This window comes from Palleronia abyssalis (assembly GCF_900302445.1).
GTDB lineage: Bacteria > Pseudomonadota > Alphaproteobacteria > Rhodobacterales > Rhodobacteraceae > Palleronia > Palleronia abyssalis.
Genome location: NZ_ONZF01000001.1, coordinates 472,160 through 486,982, shown reverse-complemented (window position 1 = coordinate 486,982; position 14,823 = coordinate 472,160). Strand labels below are relative to the sequence as shown.

Annotated in this window: 14 protein-coding genes and 1 pseudogene; 10 read left to right on the top strand and 5 right to left on the bottom strand. The window is 64.5% G+C overall.

Annotated features, from left to right (window positions below):
• Nucleotides 1–39: 39 nt before the first annotated feature.
• From PAA8504_RS02440 to phnD, 5 genes are read right to left on the bottom strand one after another with little or no spacing between them, the layout of a single operon-like run.
• On the bottom strand, nt 40–942 hold the full coding sequence (locus tag PAA8504_RS02440) for an HAD-IIA family hydrolase (RefSeq protein ID WP_108892548.1): 903 nt from the start codon (nt 940–942) through the stop codon (nt 40–42).
• Nucleotides 939–1,748 (bottom strand): phosphonate ABC transporter, permease protein PhnE, encoded by an 810-nt coding sequence (gene phnE / locus PAA8504_RS02435; protein ID WP_108892547.1) that lies wholly within the window; start codon nt 1,746–1,748, stop codon nt 939–941. The genes PAA8504_RS02440 and phnE (PAA8504_RS02435) overlap by 4 nt, the downstream gene beginning before the upstream one ends.
• The gene (gene phnE / locus PAA8504_RS02430; RefSeq protein WP_108892546.1) at nt 1,745–2,539 is read right to left on the bottom strand and encodes a phosphonate ABC transporter, permease protein PhnE; all 795 of its coding nucleotides are present in this window, start codon (nt 2,537–2,539) and stop codon (nt 1,745–1,747) included. Before phnE (PAA8504_RS02430) ends, phnE (PAA8504_RS02435) begins: the two co-directional genes overlap by 4 nt.
• The gene (gene phnC, locus PAA8504_RS02425) at nt 2,536–3,312 is read right to left on the bottom strand and encodes a phosphonate ABC transporter ATP-binding protein (protein WP_108892545.1); all 777 of its coding nucleotides are present in this window, start codon (nt 3,310–3,312) and stop codon (nt 2,536–2,538) included. Before phnC ends, phnE (PAA8504_RS02430) begins: the two co-directional genes overlap by 4 nt.
• Nucleotides 3,313–3,370: 58 nt before the next feature.
• The gene (gene phnD / locus PAA8504_RS02420) at nt 3,371–4,345 is read right to left on the bottom strand and encodes a phosphate/phosphite/phosphonate ABC transporter substrate-binding protein (protein ID WP_108892544.1); all 975 of its coding nucleotides are present in this window, start codon (nt 4,343–4,345) and stop codon (nt 3,371–3,373) included.
• A gap of 302 nt (nt 4,346–4,647) precedes the next feature.
• Here phnD and PAA8504_RS02415 point away from each other — a divergent pair, with 302 nt between their 5' ends.
• From PAA8504_RS02415 to PAA8504_RS02365, 10 genes and pseudogenes are all read left to right on the top strand, one after another.
• The gene (locus PAA8504_RS02415) at nt 4,648–5,805 is read left to right on the top strand and encodes an MHYT domain-containing protein (RefSeq protein WP_370739664.1); all 1,158 of its coding nucleotides are present in this window, start codon (nt 4,648–4,650) and stop codon (nt 5,803–5,805) included.
• Between the two features lie 133 nt (nt 5,806–5,938).
• Nucleotides 5,939–6,793, top strand: a complete 855-nt coding sequence (locus tag PAA8504_RS02410; protein ID WP_108892543.1) for an FAD binding domain-containing protein — start codon at nt 5,939–5,941, stop codon at nt 6,791–6,793.
• A gap of 13 nt (nt 6,794–6,806) precedes the next feature.
• Nucleotides 6,807–7,301 (top strand): (2Fe-2S)-binding protein, encoded by a 495-nt coding sequence (locus PAA8504_RS02405; RefSeq protein WP_108892542.1) that lies wholly within the window; start codon nt 6,807–6,809, stop codon nt 7,299–7,301.
• Nucleotides 7,298–9,724 (top strand): aerobic carbon-monoxide dehydrogenase large subunit, encoded by a 2,427-nt coding sequence (locus tag PAA8504_RS02400; protein WP_108892541.1) that lies wholly within the window; start codon nt 7,298–7,300, stop codon nt 9,722–9,724. Before PAA8504_RS02405 ends, PAA8504_RS02400 begins: the two co-directional genes overlap by 4 nt.
• Before the next feature lie 43 nt (nt 9,725–9,767).
• The gene (locus PAA8504_RS02395; protein WP_108892540.1) at nt 9,768–10,643 is read left to right on the top strand and encodes an AAA family ATPase; all 876 of its coding nucleotides are present in this window, start codon (nt 9,768–9,770) and stop codon (nt 10,641–10,643) included.
• Nucleotides 10,640–11,824 (top strand): vWA domain-containing protein, encoded by a 1,185-nt coding sequence (locus tag PAA8504_RS02390; RefSeq protein WP_108892539.1) that lies wholly within the window; start codon nt 10,640–10,642, stop codon nt 11,822–11,824. Before PAA8504_RS02395 ends, PAA8504_RS02390 begins: the two co-directional genes overlap by 4 nt.
• Nucleotides 11,821–12,606, top strand: a complete 786-nt coding sequence (locus PAA8504_RS02385) for an XdhC family protein (protein WP_108892538.1) — start codon at nt 11,821–11,823, stop codon at nt 12,604–12,606. Before PAA8504_RS02390 ends, PAA8504_RS02385 begins: the two co-directional genes overlap by 4 nt.
• A gap of 214 nt (nt 12,607–12,820) precedes the next feature.
• Nucleotides 12,821–13,273 (top strand): SRPBCC family protein, encoded by a 453-nt coding sequence (locus PAA8504_RS02375; protein WP_108892536.1) that lies wholly within the window; start codon nt 12,821–12,823, stop codon nt 13,271–13,273.
• A gap of 225 nt (nt 13,274–13,498) precedes the next feature.
• On the top strand, nt 13,499–14,326 hold the full coding sequence (locus PAA8504_RS02370) for a methyltransferase domain-containing protein (RefSeq protein ID WP_245897493.1): 828 nt from the start codon (nt 13,499–13,501) through the stop codon (nt 14,324–14,326).
• A gap of 186 nt (nt 14,327–14,512) precedes the next feature.
• Nucleotides 14,513–14,709, top strand: a pseudogene (locus tag PAA8504_RS02365) (transposase); the annotation flags it as partial.
• Nucleotides 14,710–14,823 lie beyond the last annotated feature (114 nt).

The following is a 14,823-nucleotide window of genomic DNA, read 5'->3' as shown; positions in this document are numbered from 1 at the left end:
CGACTTCGATGGCGGTTCTGGCTGGAGGTGTCCGGCGCGTCAGATCCGCTCGACCACGATATCGGGCACGATCCCGGACCGGTCCAGGGCGTCGGTGACGTCCAGCCCCTTCAGCGCACCGAACCCGGTAACGAGGGCCGTCGCGAACCCCATGTGACGCCCGCCGAGGATATCGGTATGCAGCGTGTCCCCGACCATCAATACGCGGGACGGGTCGGGCCAGTCCCGCAGACGTGACAAGGCCAGATCGAAAATCTCGGCAAACGGTTTGCCCAGGAAGACCGGCGCAATCCCGGTGCGATCGGCCAGACGATGGGCGAAGGCGCCGGGCTCTTGCGACAGGCCGGTCTCGCGCGGGGCGACGATGTCGGGGTTACCGATGATCACCGGGCGGGGCAGGGCGATCAGGGCCTCTTCCAAGAGGCGCTGGCGATGGGTGGTCCAACCGTCCGATCCGACCAGCAAGACCCCCTCGACCGTGTCATAGGGGGCGGGATCGTCGGCGAGATAGGAGGTTCGAAGCCCCGTGAACTCGTCCGTCCCGTGGGCATCCGACAGCATCAGCCCCCAGTGCCGCGTGGGCATCCGTGCAAGGTGGGCCAGAAGCGCCTCGCGGCTGGTCACGACCTCATGCGGTGCGAAATCGAACCCCAGGCGCGCATAGCGTCGCATCATCATCGCTTTGGGATAGCCGGCCGAGTTCGAGACGACCATGACTGTCTTGCCGGCCGCGCGCAGGGCCGCAATGCGATCAGCCGCGCCGGCGATCGGCGTCTCCCCGACGTTGAGGACCCCGTAGGCGTCCAGAAGGATGACGTCATACGGATCGGCGACACGCGCCAGCGTATCCGCGGTCGTTGGGGTGCCTTGGAAGGCGGCCGACGGCAGGCGGTGGCGCACGCGAAGATAGGCGTCGAACGCCTCCGCCGAGCCGTCGGTCACAGGATGCGGCGGCGCAGGAAGGCCGAGACGATCTCGCCCAGGATAACCAGCACGAGGATCGCGATCAGCACCGTGGCCGCCTCTGGCCAGTTGAACGTGTCGATGGCGCCCTGAAGGATGATCCCGATTCCGCCCGCGCCGACCAGTCCAAGGACAGTCGACTCGCGCAGGTTGATGTCCCAGCGCAGGATCGACACGGCCCAGAAGGTTGGCATCACTTGTGGGACGATGGCATAGGCGATCACCTTGAAGCGCGACGCGCCCGTGGCTTCCAGGGCCTCGACCGGGCGCTTGTCGATCTCTTCGATGGCTTCGCCCAGAAGCTTGCCGATGAAGCCGATAGACCGGAACATGATCGCCACGATGCCGGCCAGAACCCCTGGGCCGAAGATCGCCACGAACAGCAGCGCCCAGATGATGGTGTTCACCGACCGCGAGGTGACGAGGATCAGCCGCCCGATCCACAGGGTCGCGCGGTTGGGCGTGGTGTTCTGCGCGGCGATGTAGGCGACGGGAAGCGACATGATGACGGCGATGGCGGTCGCGATGGTCGCAATGTTCACCGTCTCCAACAGGACACGCAGGATCGCGCCCAGATTGGTGGGATCGGGCGGGTACATCCGCCCGAAGAGGTCGCCCATCTGTTCAGGTGAGTCCCACACCCACGCCCAGATGACCTCGATCGAGGTCAGCGCCCAGGCGATGGCGGCGGCACAGGCGGCGAAGGTGCCGAAGCGCCGCGCCTTCTGCTTTGGCGTGTGGCGCGTCCAGTCCTCGCGTCCGAATTGCTCGGCGATGCTGCTCATCCGACCCTCTTTCTGATATAGCCGCTGACGCCCTCGGACACGAGGATCACGGCGACGATCACAATCGTGATCGCCAGGGCGAAGTCGTAGTCGTAGCGCCCGAACGCGTTGGCCAGCGTCGCACCGATACCGCCCGCGCCGACAATTCCCACCACCGCCGAAGCCCGCAGGTTCGAGTCCAGCTGGTAGATCGTCAATCCGATCTGACGCGGCATGATCTGCGGAAACACGGCGTAGAACAGCGTAGACAGGAACGGTGCTCCGGAAGCGCGCATCGCCTCGACCTGGCCCATGTCGATCTCCTCGATCCGCTCGGCCAGCATCTTGGCCACGAACCCGATGGAGTAGACCACCAGCGTCAGAACCCCTGCGAAGGGACCGAAGCCGACCGCCTTGACGAAGATGATCGCGACGATGACCGGGTGGAAACTGCGGGCGACGATGATGAATGCCCGCCCCAGATAGAAGACCGGCATCGGGGCCACGTTTCGCGCGGCCATGAAGGCGATGGGAATCGACAACGCCACGCCGCCCGCCGTGGCGAGGACCGCGATCTTGATGCTTTCCAGGAACCCGTCGATCAGCAGGCCGCTGCGTTCGAAGCTGGGCGGGAAGGCGCCGCCGAAGATGCGCCCGGCGCGTTCGACCCCTTCGACCACGCGGCCCCAGTCGATGGGGATCGTCGCAAGGACCCACACGACATAGACTGCAAGGCCGATATAGGTGGCCCAGCGCAGCCAGGGGTTGGCGATGAAGGGAGGGCGGCTCCAGGTGTCGGGGTGATCGCTCATTGCGCAGCCACGGTCTGTTCGGCGCGGTCGGCATGGGGGCTGCCGGAATAGATCCTGTCCATCGCATCCTGGTCGAGTTGCGCGGGCGTGTCGTCGAAGATGATCCGACCGTACCGCATCCCGACGATGCGGTCGGTGTATTCCTTGGCCTCGGTGACGTTGTGGATGTTGATGATGACCGGCAGTTTCAGCTCGCCCGCCAGATCGCGCAGAAGGCCCATGATCTGCTCGGACGTCTTGGGGTCGAGCGACGCGGTCGGCTCGTCCGCAAGCAAGATATCGGGCTGCTGCATCAGCGCGCGCACGACGCCGACCCGCTGACGCTCGCCCCCTGAAAGCTGATCCGCACGGGTGTTGGCGTAATGGGCGATGCCCACCCGCTCCATCAGCTCGTAGGCGCGGCGGATATCTTCCTTGGGATAGCGACGCATGATCGCCGACCATGTCGAGATATATCCCAATCGACCGGACTGGACGTTCTCCATGACGGTCAGGCGGTCGACGAGGTTGAAGCCCTGGAAGACCATGCCGATCTTGCGCCGTGCCTCGCGCAGTTTGGCGCCGCGCAGGGCGGTCAGCTCGGTCCCGTTCAGCACGATGCTGCCCGACGTCGGTTCGACCAGGCGGTTGATGCACCGCAGCAGCGTCGACTTGCCAGCCCCGGACGAGCCGATGATCGACACGACGCTTTCGCCTTCGATGGTCAGGTCCAGGTTCTTCAGCACCGGGTCGCCGCCGCCATAGCGTTTGACCAGATCGGTGATCTTCAACATCCGCGCGCTCCCTTGTGGGGACCGGCGCGCGGCACGCCGGTCCCGTGAATGTGGCGGATTACTCCGCTGCGAGGCCCTGGGGCGTGTATTCGACGCCGTTGGCCCGCTGGATCTGCCGGATGACCCGCCATTGATCCTCGTAGGTGATCGGAATGAATTTCGACACGCCGGTGAACTCTTCGCCCAGCGCGGTGCCCTCGAAATCGAAGCTGAAGAACGCTTCCTCGATGCTTTCCTTCAGCTCGGGCGCCAGGTCGTGGGCATAGGCGTAGGAGGTGGTGGGGAAGGGATCGCTTTCCCACACGATGCGCACCTCTTCGGGGTCGTAGAGGCCGCGTTCGGCCATCCGGTCCACGACTTCCGAGGCCACCGGCGCGGCGTCGTAATCGCCCGCGACAACGCCCAGCATCGACTGGTCGTGGCTGCCCGAATAGGTCACTTCGTAATCCTCGTCCGGTACGACACCCAAGTCCGGGAACAGCGCGCGCGGCGCCTGATTGCCCGAGTTCGACGTGGGCGAGGTGTGCGCGATGCGCTTGCCCGCCATGTCTGCAACTTCCTGAATGTCGCTGTCGGCCTGCGTGTAGACCTGAAGGCGATAGCCGAACTGGCCGTCGTCTGCACCCATGATCGCGAAGGGCACGGCCCCGGCGAGGTTCACGGCAAACGGTGTTGGCCCGGTCGAGAAGCCGGCGATATGCAACCGGCCCGAGCGCATCGCCTCGACCTCGGCCGAGTTCGACTGCACGGCGAAGAACTGGACATCCTTGCCGGTCTGCTCCTCCAGATGCTCGATGAAGGGGGTCCAGATATCCTCGTAAATCGCCGGGTCCTCGACGGGCGTATAGGCGAAGACCAGCGTGTCGGGATTGCGCAGCGCGCTTTCATCCTCGGGCGCGTCGGCCACGAGATCGCCATCGGCATCTGTATACTGGCTGTCGAGCGCGGCCGTCTCGTCCTGCGCCATCGCGGCGCCGGCGGCCATGGCCATCGCGGCAAGAAGGGCCGCGCCGTAGGTCGAAGTCATTCGCATAGTCTGTCCTCCCGATTGGTCTTCTGCACACATCGGACGGTGTGCAGTCGGCCAAAGAAGATCACCGAAAGTCGGCATGTGCAATGAGTGCCGGGAAATCGGGCGCCTGAGAAGCTTCGGCGGTCAAAATATGGTCGGTCGCGGGGCGGGGCACACTGAAACCCGGAATGGCCCGTGACGTGCCGCCCGGAACGGTGAACTGCGGAGGGACACTGACGGGTTGCGGGTCGCCGTCGCCGAACGGATTCCGCTCCGTACTCCCCTCTGACGGGGGACGTGCGTGACCCTACGTTCGCCCGGTTGTGTATTTGCGTCCGCAGGCCCCCTCGGGCATTCTGCGCGCCATGGTATTCTTGGATTACGGACATAACCTCTGGTTGGCGGCGATCGCGTTCGTCGTCGCACTTGTGGCAGGCGCAACGGGTCTGACCCTGACCAAGGATCTGTCGGAAAAGTCCCTGCTCCAGCGCAAGCTGGCGGTGGCACTGGCGGCGATCACGATGGGCGGCGGCATCTGGTCCATGCATTTCGTCGCGATGCTGGGGCTGCAGATGCCGGTGCTGTTCTATTACGACGCAGCCGTCACGCTGGTCTCTGCCCTCATCGCCATTCTTTTGGTGACGCTGGCGCTGATCCTGTTGCATTTCACCAGGCGCACCAAGGCCACCATCGTCGGTGCCGGGGCGCTTGTCGGTGTCGGCGTATTGGCCATGCACTATGTCGGCATGGCGGGGATGCAGCTTTGCCAGCCCATTTACACGCCTTTCGGCGTCATCAGCGCGGCGGTCGTGGCGATAGGCCTATGCATCATGGCGTTCGGTGTCGCGTATGGGAGCCCATCGAGCCGCAACATCGTCATCGGAACCGCGTGTTTTGGCGTGGCGGTCACGTCAGTGCATTTTGTGGCGATGGCGGGCACAAACTTCGTCGCCCTGTCGGGCACGCGGGAAATAGGGCTTCTGATCAGCAATGAGGCGATGGCAATCGGCGTGATCCTCAGCAGTTTCGCCATTTTCGGCACTTTCCTGTGGGTCGGGTCGACCCTTCTGATGCCGGCCGGGCCGGAGGCTGCCGTGCCGTCGCGGGTCCTGGAACCGCAGGCCACCGATCAACCGGAAGAGGTGGAGGCACCCCTGACCTGGCTCCCGTGCGAACGGGATGGCGGCAAGGTCCGCGTCCCCTCGCGCGATATCGCGTTCGTCCGGGCCGACGGGCATTACACCCAAGTCTACACGATGAGCGGGCGGTATTTCTGCGTCTGGCCGATCACCGAGGCCGCGAAGCGCCTGGGCCCCGACGGCTTCATCAGGGTGCACCGAAGCTATCTGGTGAACCCGTCCAAGGTGTCCCTGTTCGAGCGTGGCAAGGACAAGGGGCGGTGTTCGTTCGGCGCCCCCGGCCTGCCCCAGGTTCCGGTCAGCCGGTCCCACCTGAAGGACGCGCTGACCGCCTTTTCCTGACCGGCGCAACTCGTGCAGCCAGCGGCGCATTTCGTGCAAAAAGCGCAGTAATGAAGCGTTTTCAGAAGCCGTAGCGCCCCGGCTTGTACAGCCTCCCTGCCAGCCAGACCATTTTCTCTAGGGAGGAGAAGAGATGATCCCAGCGGCCTTCGAATACCACCGTCCGAAGGACATGGAGGGTGTGTTGTCCGTGCTTGCCGAGCATGGCGACGATGCCCGTGTCCTTGCCGGGGGACATAGTCTGATACCGATGATGAAGCTGCGCATGGCCGATGTGCCGCACCTGATCGACCTTCAGGACGTCGGCGGGTTGGGCGGGATCGACGTCGCCGACGGCACCATCCGCTTGGGTGCCATGGTCACGCAGGCCGAAATCATCGCTCATGAAGGGCTTGCCAAGGCCGCGCCGATCCTGCGCGAAGCGTCGCTGCAGATCGCGGACCCGCAGGTGCGTTACATGGGGACCATCGGGGGCAATGTCGCCAATGGCGACCCGGGCAACGACATGCCGGGCCTGATGCAATGCCTCGACGCGACCTTTACCCTTGTCGGCGCGGACGGAGAGCGCCAGATCGCCGCGCGCGAGTTCTACCAGGCGGCCTACATGACGGCCCGCGAGGACGACGAGGTTCTGACGGGCGTTTCGTTCACCGTCCCCTCGGGCGGATACGCCTATGAGAAGCAGAAGCGAAAGATCGGCGACTACGCCACCGCTGCGGCCGCCGTGCAGATCACCCGCGACGGAGAGACCTGTTCCGGCGCGGCCATCGCGATGACCAACCTCAGCGACACGCCGATCTTTTCGGACGCGGCCGGGGCTGCCCTGACGGGCACGCAGGTGACCGACAGCGACATCGACGCCGCCGTCAAGGCCATGCTCTCCGATATCGACCCGACCGAGGACAACCGCGGTCCCATTGAGTTCAAACGCCACGCCTCGGCCGTGATCCTGCGCCGCGCCATCGCGCGCGCCTGGTCGCGGGCCTGATCCGGAGGACGCCATGACAGACAAGATGCACATCAAGATGACGGTGAACGGGCAGGCGCAGGAATTCCTGGCCGAGCCGCGCGAGCTTCTGATCCACACTCTGCGCGAACGCCTGGACATCACCGGCCCGCATATCGGCTGCGAGACGTCGCATTGCGGTGCCTGCACGGTCACCATGAACGGCAAGTCGGTGAAGTCCTGCACCGTGTTCGTCGCGCAGGCCAACGGGTCCGACGTGACCACGATCGAGGGACTTGGAACCCCCGATAACCTTCATGTCCTGCAAATGGCCTTCAAGGAGCATCACGGCCTTCAATGCGGGTTCTGCACGCCGGGGATGATCACCCGCGCCTCGAAGCTGCTGGAAGAGAACCCCAGCCCCACGGAAGAAGAGGTCCGGTTCGGCATGGCGGGCAATCTGTGCCGCTGCACGGGATACCAGAACATCGTGAAATCCATCCTCGCCGCCGCGGCCGAGATGAATGCAGCCAAGGAGGCCGCCGAATGAAGGACGAAATCACGCGCGAAGATCGCGTCGATGCGCTGGGTGGCATGGGCTGCAAGCGCAAGCGCGTCGAGGATGCCCGCTTTACCCAGGGCAAGGGCAAGTATGTCGACGACATCAAGCTTCCGGGGATGCTGTTCGGCGATTTCGTCCGCTCGCCCTATGCGCATGCGCGGATCAAGTCGATCGACACCTCGGCTGCGCTGGCCGTCGACGGGGTGGTCGCCGTCCTGACGGCCGACGATCTGCGCCCGCTGGGCCTGCACTGGATGCCGACGCTTGCGGGCGACAAGCAGATGGTGCTGGCCGACGGCAAAGTGCTGTTCCAGGGGCAGGAGGTCGCCTATGTCGTGGCCCGCGACCGCTATATCGCCGCCGACGCCGTGGAACTTGTCGAGGTGGAGTACGAGGATCTTCCCGTCCTCGTCGACCCGTTCGAGGCCCTGAAATCCGATGTCGTCCTGCGCGAGGATCTGGTGGCCGAGGACGGATCGCTGCCCGATGGCGCGCACGGTCCGCGCAAGCACCCGAACCACATCTTTACCTGGGAAGTGGGCGAAAAGGAGGCCACCGCGCAGGTCATCGACAGCGCTGAAATAGTCGCCGAAGAGTCGATGTATTACCACCGGACCCATCCATGCCCGCTGGAGACCTGTGGCTGCGTGGCGTCGATGGACAAGGTGAACGGCAAGCTGACCCTTTGGGGCACGTTCCAGGCCCCGCACGCGATCCGCACCATCGTCAGCCTGATCTCGGGCATCGAGGAACACAACATCCGCGTCATCAGTCCCGATATCGGCGGCGGCTTCGGCAACAAGGTCGGCGCGTATGCGGGCTATGTCTGTTCCGTCGTCGCCTCCATCGTCACCGGCGTCTCGGTGAAGTGGATCGAGGACCGGATGGAGAACCTGATGACCACCGCCTTCGCCCGGGATTACTGGATGAAGGGCCGGATCAGCGCCACGCCCGAAGGCAAGATCACGGGACTGTGGTGCGAGGTCACGGCGGACCATGGCGGCTTCGACGCCTGCGCCGATCCGACCAAGTTCCCGGCCGGGTTCATGAATATCTGCACCGGGTCCTACGACATTCCCACGGCTTACCTGGCTGTCGATGGCGTCTATACCAACAAGGCCCCGGGAGGCGTCAGTTATCGCTGTTCCTTCCGCGTGACCGAGGCTGTCTATTTCATCGAGCGGATGATCGAGGTTCTGGCGATCGAGCTGAACATGGATGCGGCCGAGCTGCGCCGGATCAACTTCATCCGCAAGGACCAGTTTCCGTATCAGTCCGCGCTCGGCTGGGAATACGATAGCGGCGATTATCACACCGCCTGGGACAAGGCACTGAAGGCAGTCGACTATGACGGCTTGCGGGCCGAACAGGCGCAGCGGGTCGAGGAGTTCAAGGCCGGCAAAACCCGCAAGCTGATGGGCGTGGGCCTGTCTTTCTTCACCGAGATCGTGGGCGCGGGACCGGTCAAGAACTGCGATATCCTTGGTCTGGGCATGTTCGACAGTTGCGAGATCCGGATCCATCCCACGGGGTCGGCCATCGCCCGGCTGGGCACGATCAGCCAGGGGCAGGGCCACGCGACGACCTTCGCGCAAATCCTCGCCAGCGAGATCGGACTGCCGGCCGACAGCATCACCATCGAGGAAGGCGACACCGACACTGCGCCTTACGGGCTGGGCACCTACGGGTCGCGCTCCACCCCCGTGGCCGGGGCGGCCACCGCCATGGCCGGGCGCAAGATCCGCGCCAAGGCGCAGATGATCGCGGCCTACCTCTTGGAGGTGCATGACGACGACGTGGAGTTCGACGTCGACCGGTTCGCGGTGAAGGGCGCGCCCGAAAAGTTCAAGACGATGAAGGAGATCGCCTTCGCCGCCTACAACCAGGCCATTCCCGGGATCGAGCCGGGTCTGGAGGCCGTCAGCTACTACGATCCGCCCAACATGACCTATCCCTTCGGGGCCTATGTCTGCGTCATGGATATCGACGTCGATACCGGGGTGACCGACATCCGCCGCTTCTACGCGCTGGACGATTGCGGCACTCGGATCAACCCGATGATCATCGAAGGACAGGTTCATGGCGGTCTGACCGAGGCGCTGGCCGTCGCCCTGGGGCAGGAGATCGCCTATGACGATATGGGCAACGTGAAGACCGGCACCTTGATGGACTTTTTCCTGCCAACGGCGTGGGAGGTCCCAAATTACGAGACCGACTATACCGTGACTCCAAGCCCGCACCACCCGATCGGGGCCAAGGGTGTCGGTGAAAGTCCGCATGTGGGCGGTGTGCCGTGCTTCTCGAACGCGGTGAACGACGCGTTCCGGGCCTTCGGTCTGCGGCACACCAACATGCCGCACGATCACTGGCGGATCTGGAAGACCGCCAACGATCTGGGCCTGCACGGCTGAACCAATCGGGGCGGGCCCCAGTCCCGCCCCACGGAGACGCGACATGACCTGGACCGATCTGAAATCCGCCCTGGCGGCGCAGAACTACGTGGCCTCGGACGATCTTGCCGTTGCCCTGCACCTGGCCGTGCAATTGCAGCGACCGTTGCTTCTGGAAGGCGCGGCGGGCGTCGGCAAGACCGAGGTGGCGCGCGTTCTGGCCGCCGTGCGCGACACACGGCTGATCCGCCTGCAATGCTATGAAGGGCTGGACGCCGCGCAGGCGATCTATGAGTGGAATTACCAGCGCCAGCTTCTGGCGATCCGCGCCGCCTCGGACAGCGGCGAGACCGGCAAGGCGGTGGAAGACCGGATCTTCTCGCGCGACTATCTGCTGGAGCGCCCTCTGCTTCAGGCCATCACGCAAAACGAGGCCCCGGTCCTGCTGATCGACGAGATCGACCGCGCCGACGAGGAGTTCGAGGCGTTCCTTCTGGAGATGCTGGCCGATTACCAGATCACCATCCCCGAGCTTGGCACAATTACAGCGACCTCGAAACCCATGGTCATCCTGACCTCGAACGGGACGCGCGACCTGTCGGATGCGCTGCGCCGGCGGTGCCTGTTCGCCTATGTCGACTATCCTGACCGGGAGACCGAATTGGCGATCCTACAGGCCCGCTGCGCCGGGATCGAGGCGCGGCTGGCCCACCAGATCATCGGCTTCGTCCAGACCCTGCGCAAGGAAGAGCTGGAGAAGGTCCCCGGAATCGCCGAAACGCTGGATTTCGCTGCCGCCCTGATGGGGCTGGGCATCGCGGACCTGACCCGCGATCCTGCCGCGCTGCAAGCCACCCTGACCACGTTGCTGAAGACGCAGGCCGACCGTGCCGCCATCCCGACCGAGGTCGCGCAACGCATCGCGGGCAAAGCCGCATGAGCCGCGTTACCCGCTTTGCCGCCCGCGATCCCGGCGCCGTGGCCCGGATGTCCGGATTCCTGGCCCACCTGCGCGAGAATGGCCTGCGCCTTGGCGCGCAGGAGACCGAGACGGCGCTTGCCGCCCTGACCCACGTCGAGGCCGCGCAGCCGATGCTGGCCCGCGCGGCGCTGAAAGCGGTCTGTACCGGCACCGCGGACGAGGCGCGGCGCTTCGATGATCTGTTCGCCGCCTACTGGATGGATATGGGCCGCGTCCGGCAAAAGGTCGTGCCCAGCCTCGCCCCGCAAGAAGGCGAGGACAGCGTGCGATCCTCGCGCGATGCGGTGGGCCATGACACCGGCGGAGCCGGGCAATCCACGGCGCCCGATGGCGGCGACGGCGATGCCGACCGCGACGGAGAGGGAAAGCTGATCGCCACCGGGATGCGGAACTTGTCGCGCCGTGACCTGCGCGACCTCGTCCGCCCCGAAGACATTTCAGAGGCCGAAGCCGTGGCCCGTCGCATAGGACTGGCCTTGCGGGATCGGCGGTCGCGCCGACGGATCGCGGCGCGGAAGGGGGATCGGTTGCATTTCCGCAAGACCATCCGGCGCAGCCTGTCCACCGGGGGTGAGCCACTGCGACTGTATCGCAAGCAGCGCCCCGACCGCAGCCGCAAGATCGTGGCGCTTTGCGATGTCTCGGGCTCGATGGGGGTGTATGCGCAGGTCTTCCTGGCCTTCCTCGCAGGGTTGATGCGGGGCGACAGCACCGCAGATGCCTACCTGTTCCATACGCGGCTTGTGCGGATCACCGAAGCCCTGCGCGACCGCGATGGCATGCGGGCCATTGGACGGATGTCCCTGATGGCGGACGGCTTCGGCGGCGGTTCGAAGATTGGGGAAAGCCTCGGCCTGTTCGCCGAGACCTACGCCAGGCGGTTCGTCGATGGCCGCAGCGTCGTTCTGATCCTGTCGGATGGCTACGACACGGCCGCGCCCGAGCATATGGATCGCGCGCTGGCCCGCCTGCGCAAGCGCGGCTGTCGGATCATCTGGCTGAACCCCCTGAAGGGCTGGAAAGACTATCAGCCGGTGGCCGCTGGGATGGCCGCCGCGCTGCCCCATCTGGACTTGTTCCGCCCCGCCAACACGCTTGCCGATCTGGCCGCGCTGGAACCGGAGCTGACCCGCCTATGACCTCTGCCGAGATCCTGTCATCGGACCTTGCCGAAGTGGCCCGGGCGCTTCGGTCCCGCCACGAGCCCTTTGCCTTCGCGACCATCGTGCGCACCGCTGGAACAACCGCGGCCAAGCCCGGGGCCAGGGCGATCCTGGATTCGCAGGGCGACATCCTGCGCGGGTTCCTGGGGGGGGGCTGTACACGGGGCGCGGTGCGTCGTGCGGCGCTTGCGGCACTCGCGTCCGGCGTGCCGCGCCTGATCTCGGTCGCGCCCGAAGAGCATCTGACCCAGCGCGGCGTGGCGCCGGGTCATGAGGTCGACGGCATCACCTACGCGCGCAATGGCTGCCCCTCGCGTGGGACAATCGATATCTTCGTGGAGCCCTGCCTGCCGATGCCCGAACTGGTGGTCGTCGGAACCTCCCCTGTGGCCGAGGCGCTGGCGATGCTGGCCCCGCAGTTCCAGTGGGCGGTCGAACGGTCCGTCACCCCTGCCGCGGCGTCGGGCCTGCGCGCCATCGTCGTGGCCACTCAAGGGCAGGGCGACCTCGACGCCCTGACCGCGGCGCTCGGGGCCCGGGCCGATCACGTCGCGTTCGTCGGCAGTAGCAAGAAGTTCGCCAGCCTTCGGGCCAGGCTGACCGGGGCCGGGATCGATCCCGAAGTGCTGGACCGGGTCTCTGCCCCCGCGGGGTTGAACATCGGTGCCGTGATGCCCGAGGAGATCGCCCTGTCGATCCTGGCCGAGCTGATCCAGCTGCGCCGCCAGTCGGTCAGTCGAGGGGACGACGATGCCTGATCCCGCCCTGAATGCGATTGGGCCCGAGCCGCTGTCGTCGGTCGAGATCGGCGAAGACGGGCCCGGAAACCCGTGCCCGGCCATTTCGAACACAGCCCCCGCGGGCCGATACGGGTCCGCCTTGCGGTCCTTACGGGATAAATTTTCGCTGACACCCGAGCAGGCCGAAACCCTTGCGCGGGTCAAATTCCCCTGTTGCTAGAAAGGAAAACGCATGCAGCTGGCAGACGAAATCAGGATCGCCGCTCCGAAACACGTGGTCTATGCCGCCCTGAACGACCCCGAGGTTCTAAAGCAGTGCATTCCCGGCTGTGAGGAATTGACCCAGAAATCCGAGAATGAGCTGGAAGCCAAGGTCGTGCTGAAGGTGGGCCCGGTGAAAGCCCGGTTCAGCGGAGAAGTGACCCTGGACCGGACAGGTGCGCCGGATGCCTTTTCGCTGACGGGTCAGGGCAATGGCGGTGCGGCCGGTCATGCGAAGGGCGGTGCGGACGTGATCCTGATCGAAGACGGGGATGAGACCATTCTGAAATACGATGCCAAAGCTGACATCGGTGGAAAGTTGGCCCAGCTGGGCAGTCGCCTGATCCAGAGTACCGCGCAGAAGCTGGCCGGAAAGTTCTTCAAGTCCTTCGCGGAGGTGGTCGAGGAGGATCAGGTCGCCTGAGCGGCCGTCTCGCCGGGGCATTCTGGAAGTCCGATTGCCTCCGGCCCGAGGATCGTAGCTGAACGTGATGGGGTGTCGGGCGCCACCCATAGCATTACTCGGAGCGGATTTGCGGCCCAGAATCCTGTAACGCAATATCCGTTTCGAGGCCAAACCTACTGACATATCTCTTTGGCTTTGTTCCAGACGGCGCGGCGTATATCGTTGGTGCAACGGGGGCGAATAATGGCCGAGACGCGTGATTTCGAGAAAATGGAGCGCGACGGGTGGAGCAAACCATCAATAGCAAAAGGGTATGCCGATGGTTTTGAGATGGCCACGCGTCTGGTCGCCAGAAAGCTGTCGGATGCGGTATACGCAGGCCCGGATAAGCACGTTCTTGATTTATGCACCGGCCATGGCGTGGTTGCAGAAGAACTTGTCGCCAGGGGAGCGACAGTAACCGGGCTGGATTTCTCGAAAGCGATGATTTCGCTTGCCCGCGCGGCTGTCCCGGCAGCTCACTTCATTCACGGGGATGCAATGGAGATGGGGTTTCCCGACGCGCGTTTCGACGCGGTAACTATCGGGTTCGGGGTGCCGCATTTTCCCAATCCAGACCGCGGCCTCAAAGAGGCTGCCCGAGTGTTGAAACCGGGAGGAATAATAGCGTTTTCAATCTGGCGCGGTAAGGGTTCGGACGGCTCTTTCGGCTGGCTTTTCGATGCCATCGGTCGGCTGGCTGATCCATCCGTCACCCTGCCGAAAGGGCCCGACGCACATGTGTTGGCTGACATCGATATTGCCAGACCTACGGTCGAGAAGGCGGGCTTTGTCGACGTCAAGGTCGTTGAGGTTGCCTCTGAAGTGCATGTCGCCAGCCCCGATGCGTTGTTCGATCTTTTTGACGCTGGTGCAGTGCGCGCTGCTTCGTTGCTCAGTCGGCAACCCGCATCAAAACGGGATGCCATTCGAGATGATTTGGCCAGGCGCACACAGGCAGAGGGAACCGAGGGGACCTTGGGTTTTCGCGTTCCTACTCCGTCTGTCGTTGTAACGGCTGTCCGTGGATGACGATGGTCTGCTTGAGGGATCGCCGAGTGCACAATGTGAACGGCAGGTCTGTCCTTCTTCCGTAGAGGAAAGCCGACTTGCCCTAAGGGCTGACGCCAGACCGCAATGTTTCTGCAACGGCCCGAGGTCAGCGGCGATAATGGATCTGGGCAGGAAGGGCGAGGCACTGTGTACTACTAGGTCTGGATCGCAGCGCACGTTTCGCTTTGCCGCATGCTCCGATCGGGTGACCGGTTCGTCGACCTCGCGGGCATCTGGCGCCATTCTTCAGTTCCACAGGTCGGCCTTCGATCAATCCGAAGCTGATGATCCGCATGCTCCTGGGCGGTTATAACATGGGCATCCGGTCCAAGCGTCGCTTGTGCGAAGTGGTTCACCTCTCGCCAAAAGAGAGTTCGCCTCGCTGGCGCTCTTTTGCCAAACGAGGATGGCAGTGGCTGGGTTTGGGCGCTCAATGCGATCGCCGATGAAAAAGGGTCCGTTGACAAGCGTTCCAC

Excerpts from the sequence above, each read along its gene's own strand:
- PAA8504_RS02375 (WP_108892536.1), top strand. The coding sequence starts at position 12,821 with ATGCAGCTGGCAGACGAAATCAGGATCGCCGCTCCGAAACACGTGGTC.
- phnD (WP_108892544.1), bottom strand. The coding sequence starts at position 4,345 with ATGCGAATGACTTCGACCTACGGCGCGGCCCTTCTTGCCGCGATGGCC.
- PAA8504_RS02395 (WP_108892540.1), top strand. The coding sequence starts at position 9,768 with ATGACCTGGACCGATCTGAAATCCGCCCTGGCGGCGCAGAACTACGTG.
- phnE (WP_108892547.1), bottom strand. The coding sequence starts at position 1,748 with ATGAGCAGCATCGCCGAGCAATTCGGACGCGAGGACTGGACGCGCCAC.
- phnC (WP_108892545.1), bottom strand. The coding sequence starts at position 3,312 with ATGTTGAAGATCACCGATCTGGTCAAACGCTATGGCGGCGGCGACCCG.
- PAA8504_RS02410 (WP_108892543.1), top strand. The coding sequence starts at position 5,939 with ATGATCCCAGCGGCCTTCGAATACCACCGTCCGAAGGACATGGAGGGT.
- PAA8504_RS02385 (WP_108892538.1), top strand. The coding sequence starts at position 11,821 with ATGACCTCTGCCGAGATCCTGTCATCGGACCTTGCCGAAGTGGCCCGG.
- PAA8504_RS02400 (WP_108892541.1), top strand. The coding sequence starts at position 7,298 with ATGAAGGACGAAATCACGCGCGAAGATCGCGTCGATGCGCTGGGTGGC.
- PAA8504_RS02370 (WP_245897493.1), top strand. The coding sequence starts at position 13,499 with ATGGCCGAGACGCGTGATTTCGAGAAAATGGAGCGCGACGGGTGGAGC.
- PAA8504_RS02405 (WP_108892542.1), top strand. The coding sequence starts at position 6,807 with ATGACAGACAAGATGCACATCAAGATGACGGTGAACGGGCAGGCGCAG.
- PAA8504_RS02390 (WP_108892539.1), top strand. The coding sequence starts at position 10,640 with ATGAGCCGCGTTACCCGCTTTGCCGCCCGCGATCCCGGCGCCGTGGCC.
- phnE (WP_108892546.1), bottom strand. The coding sequence starts at position 2,539 with ATGAGCGATCACCCCGACACCTGGAGCCGCCCTCCCTTCATCGCCAAC.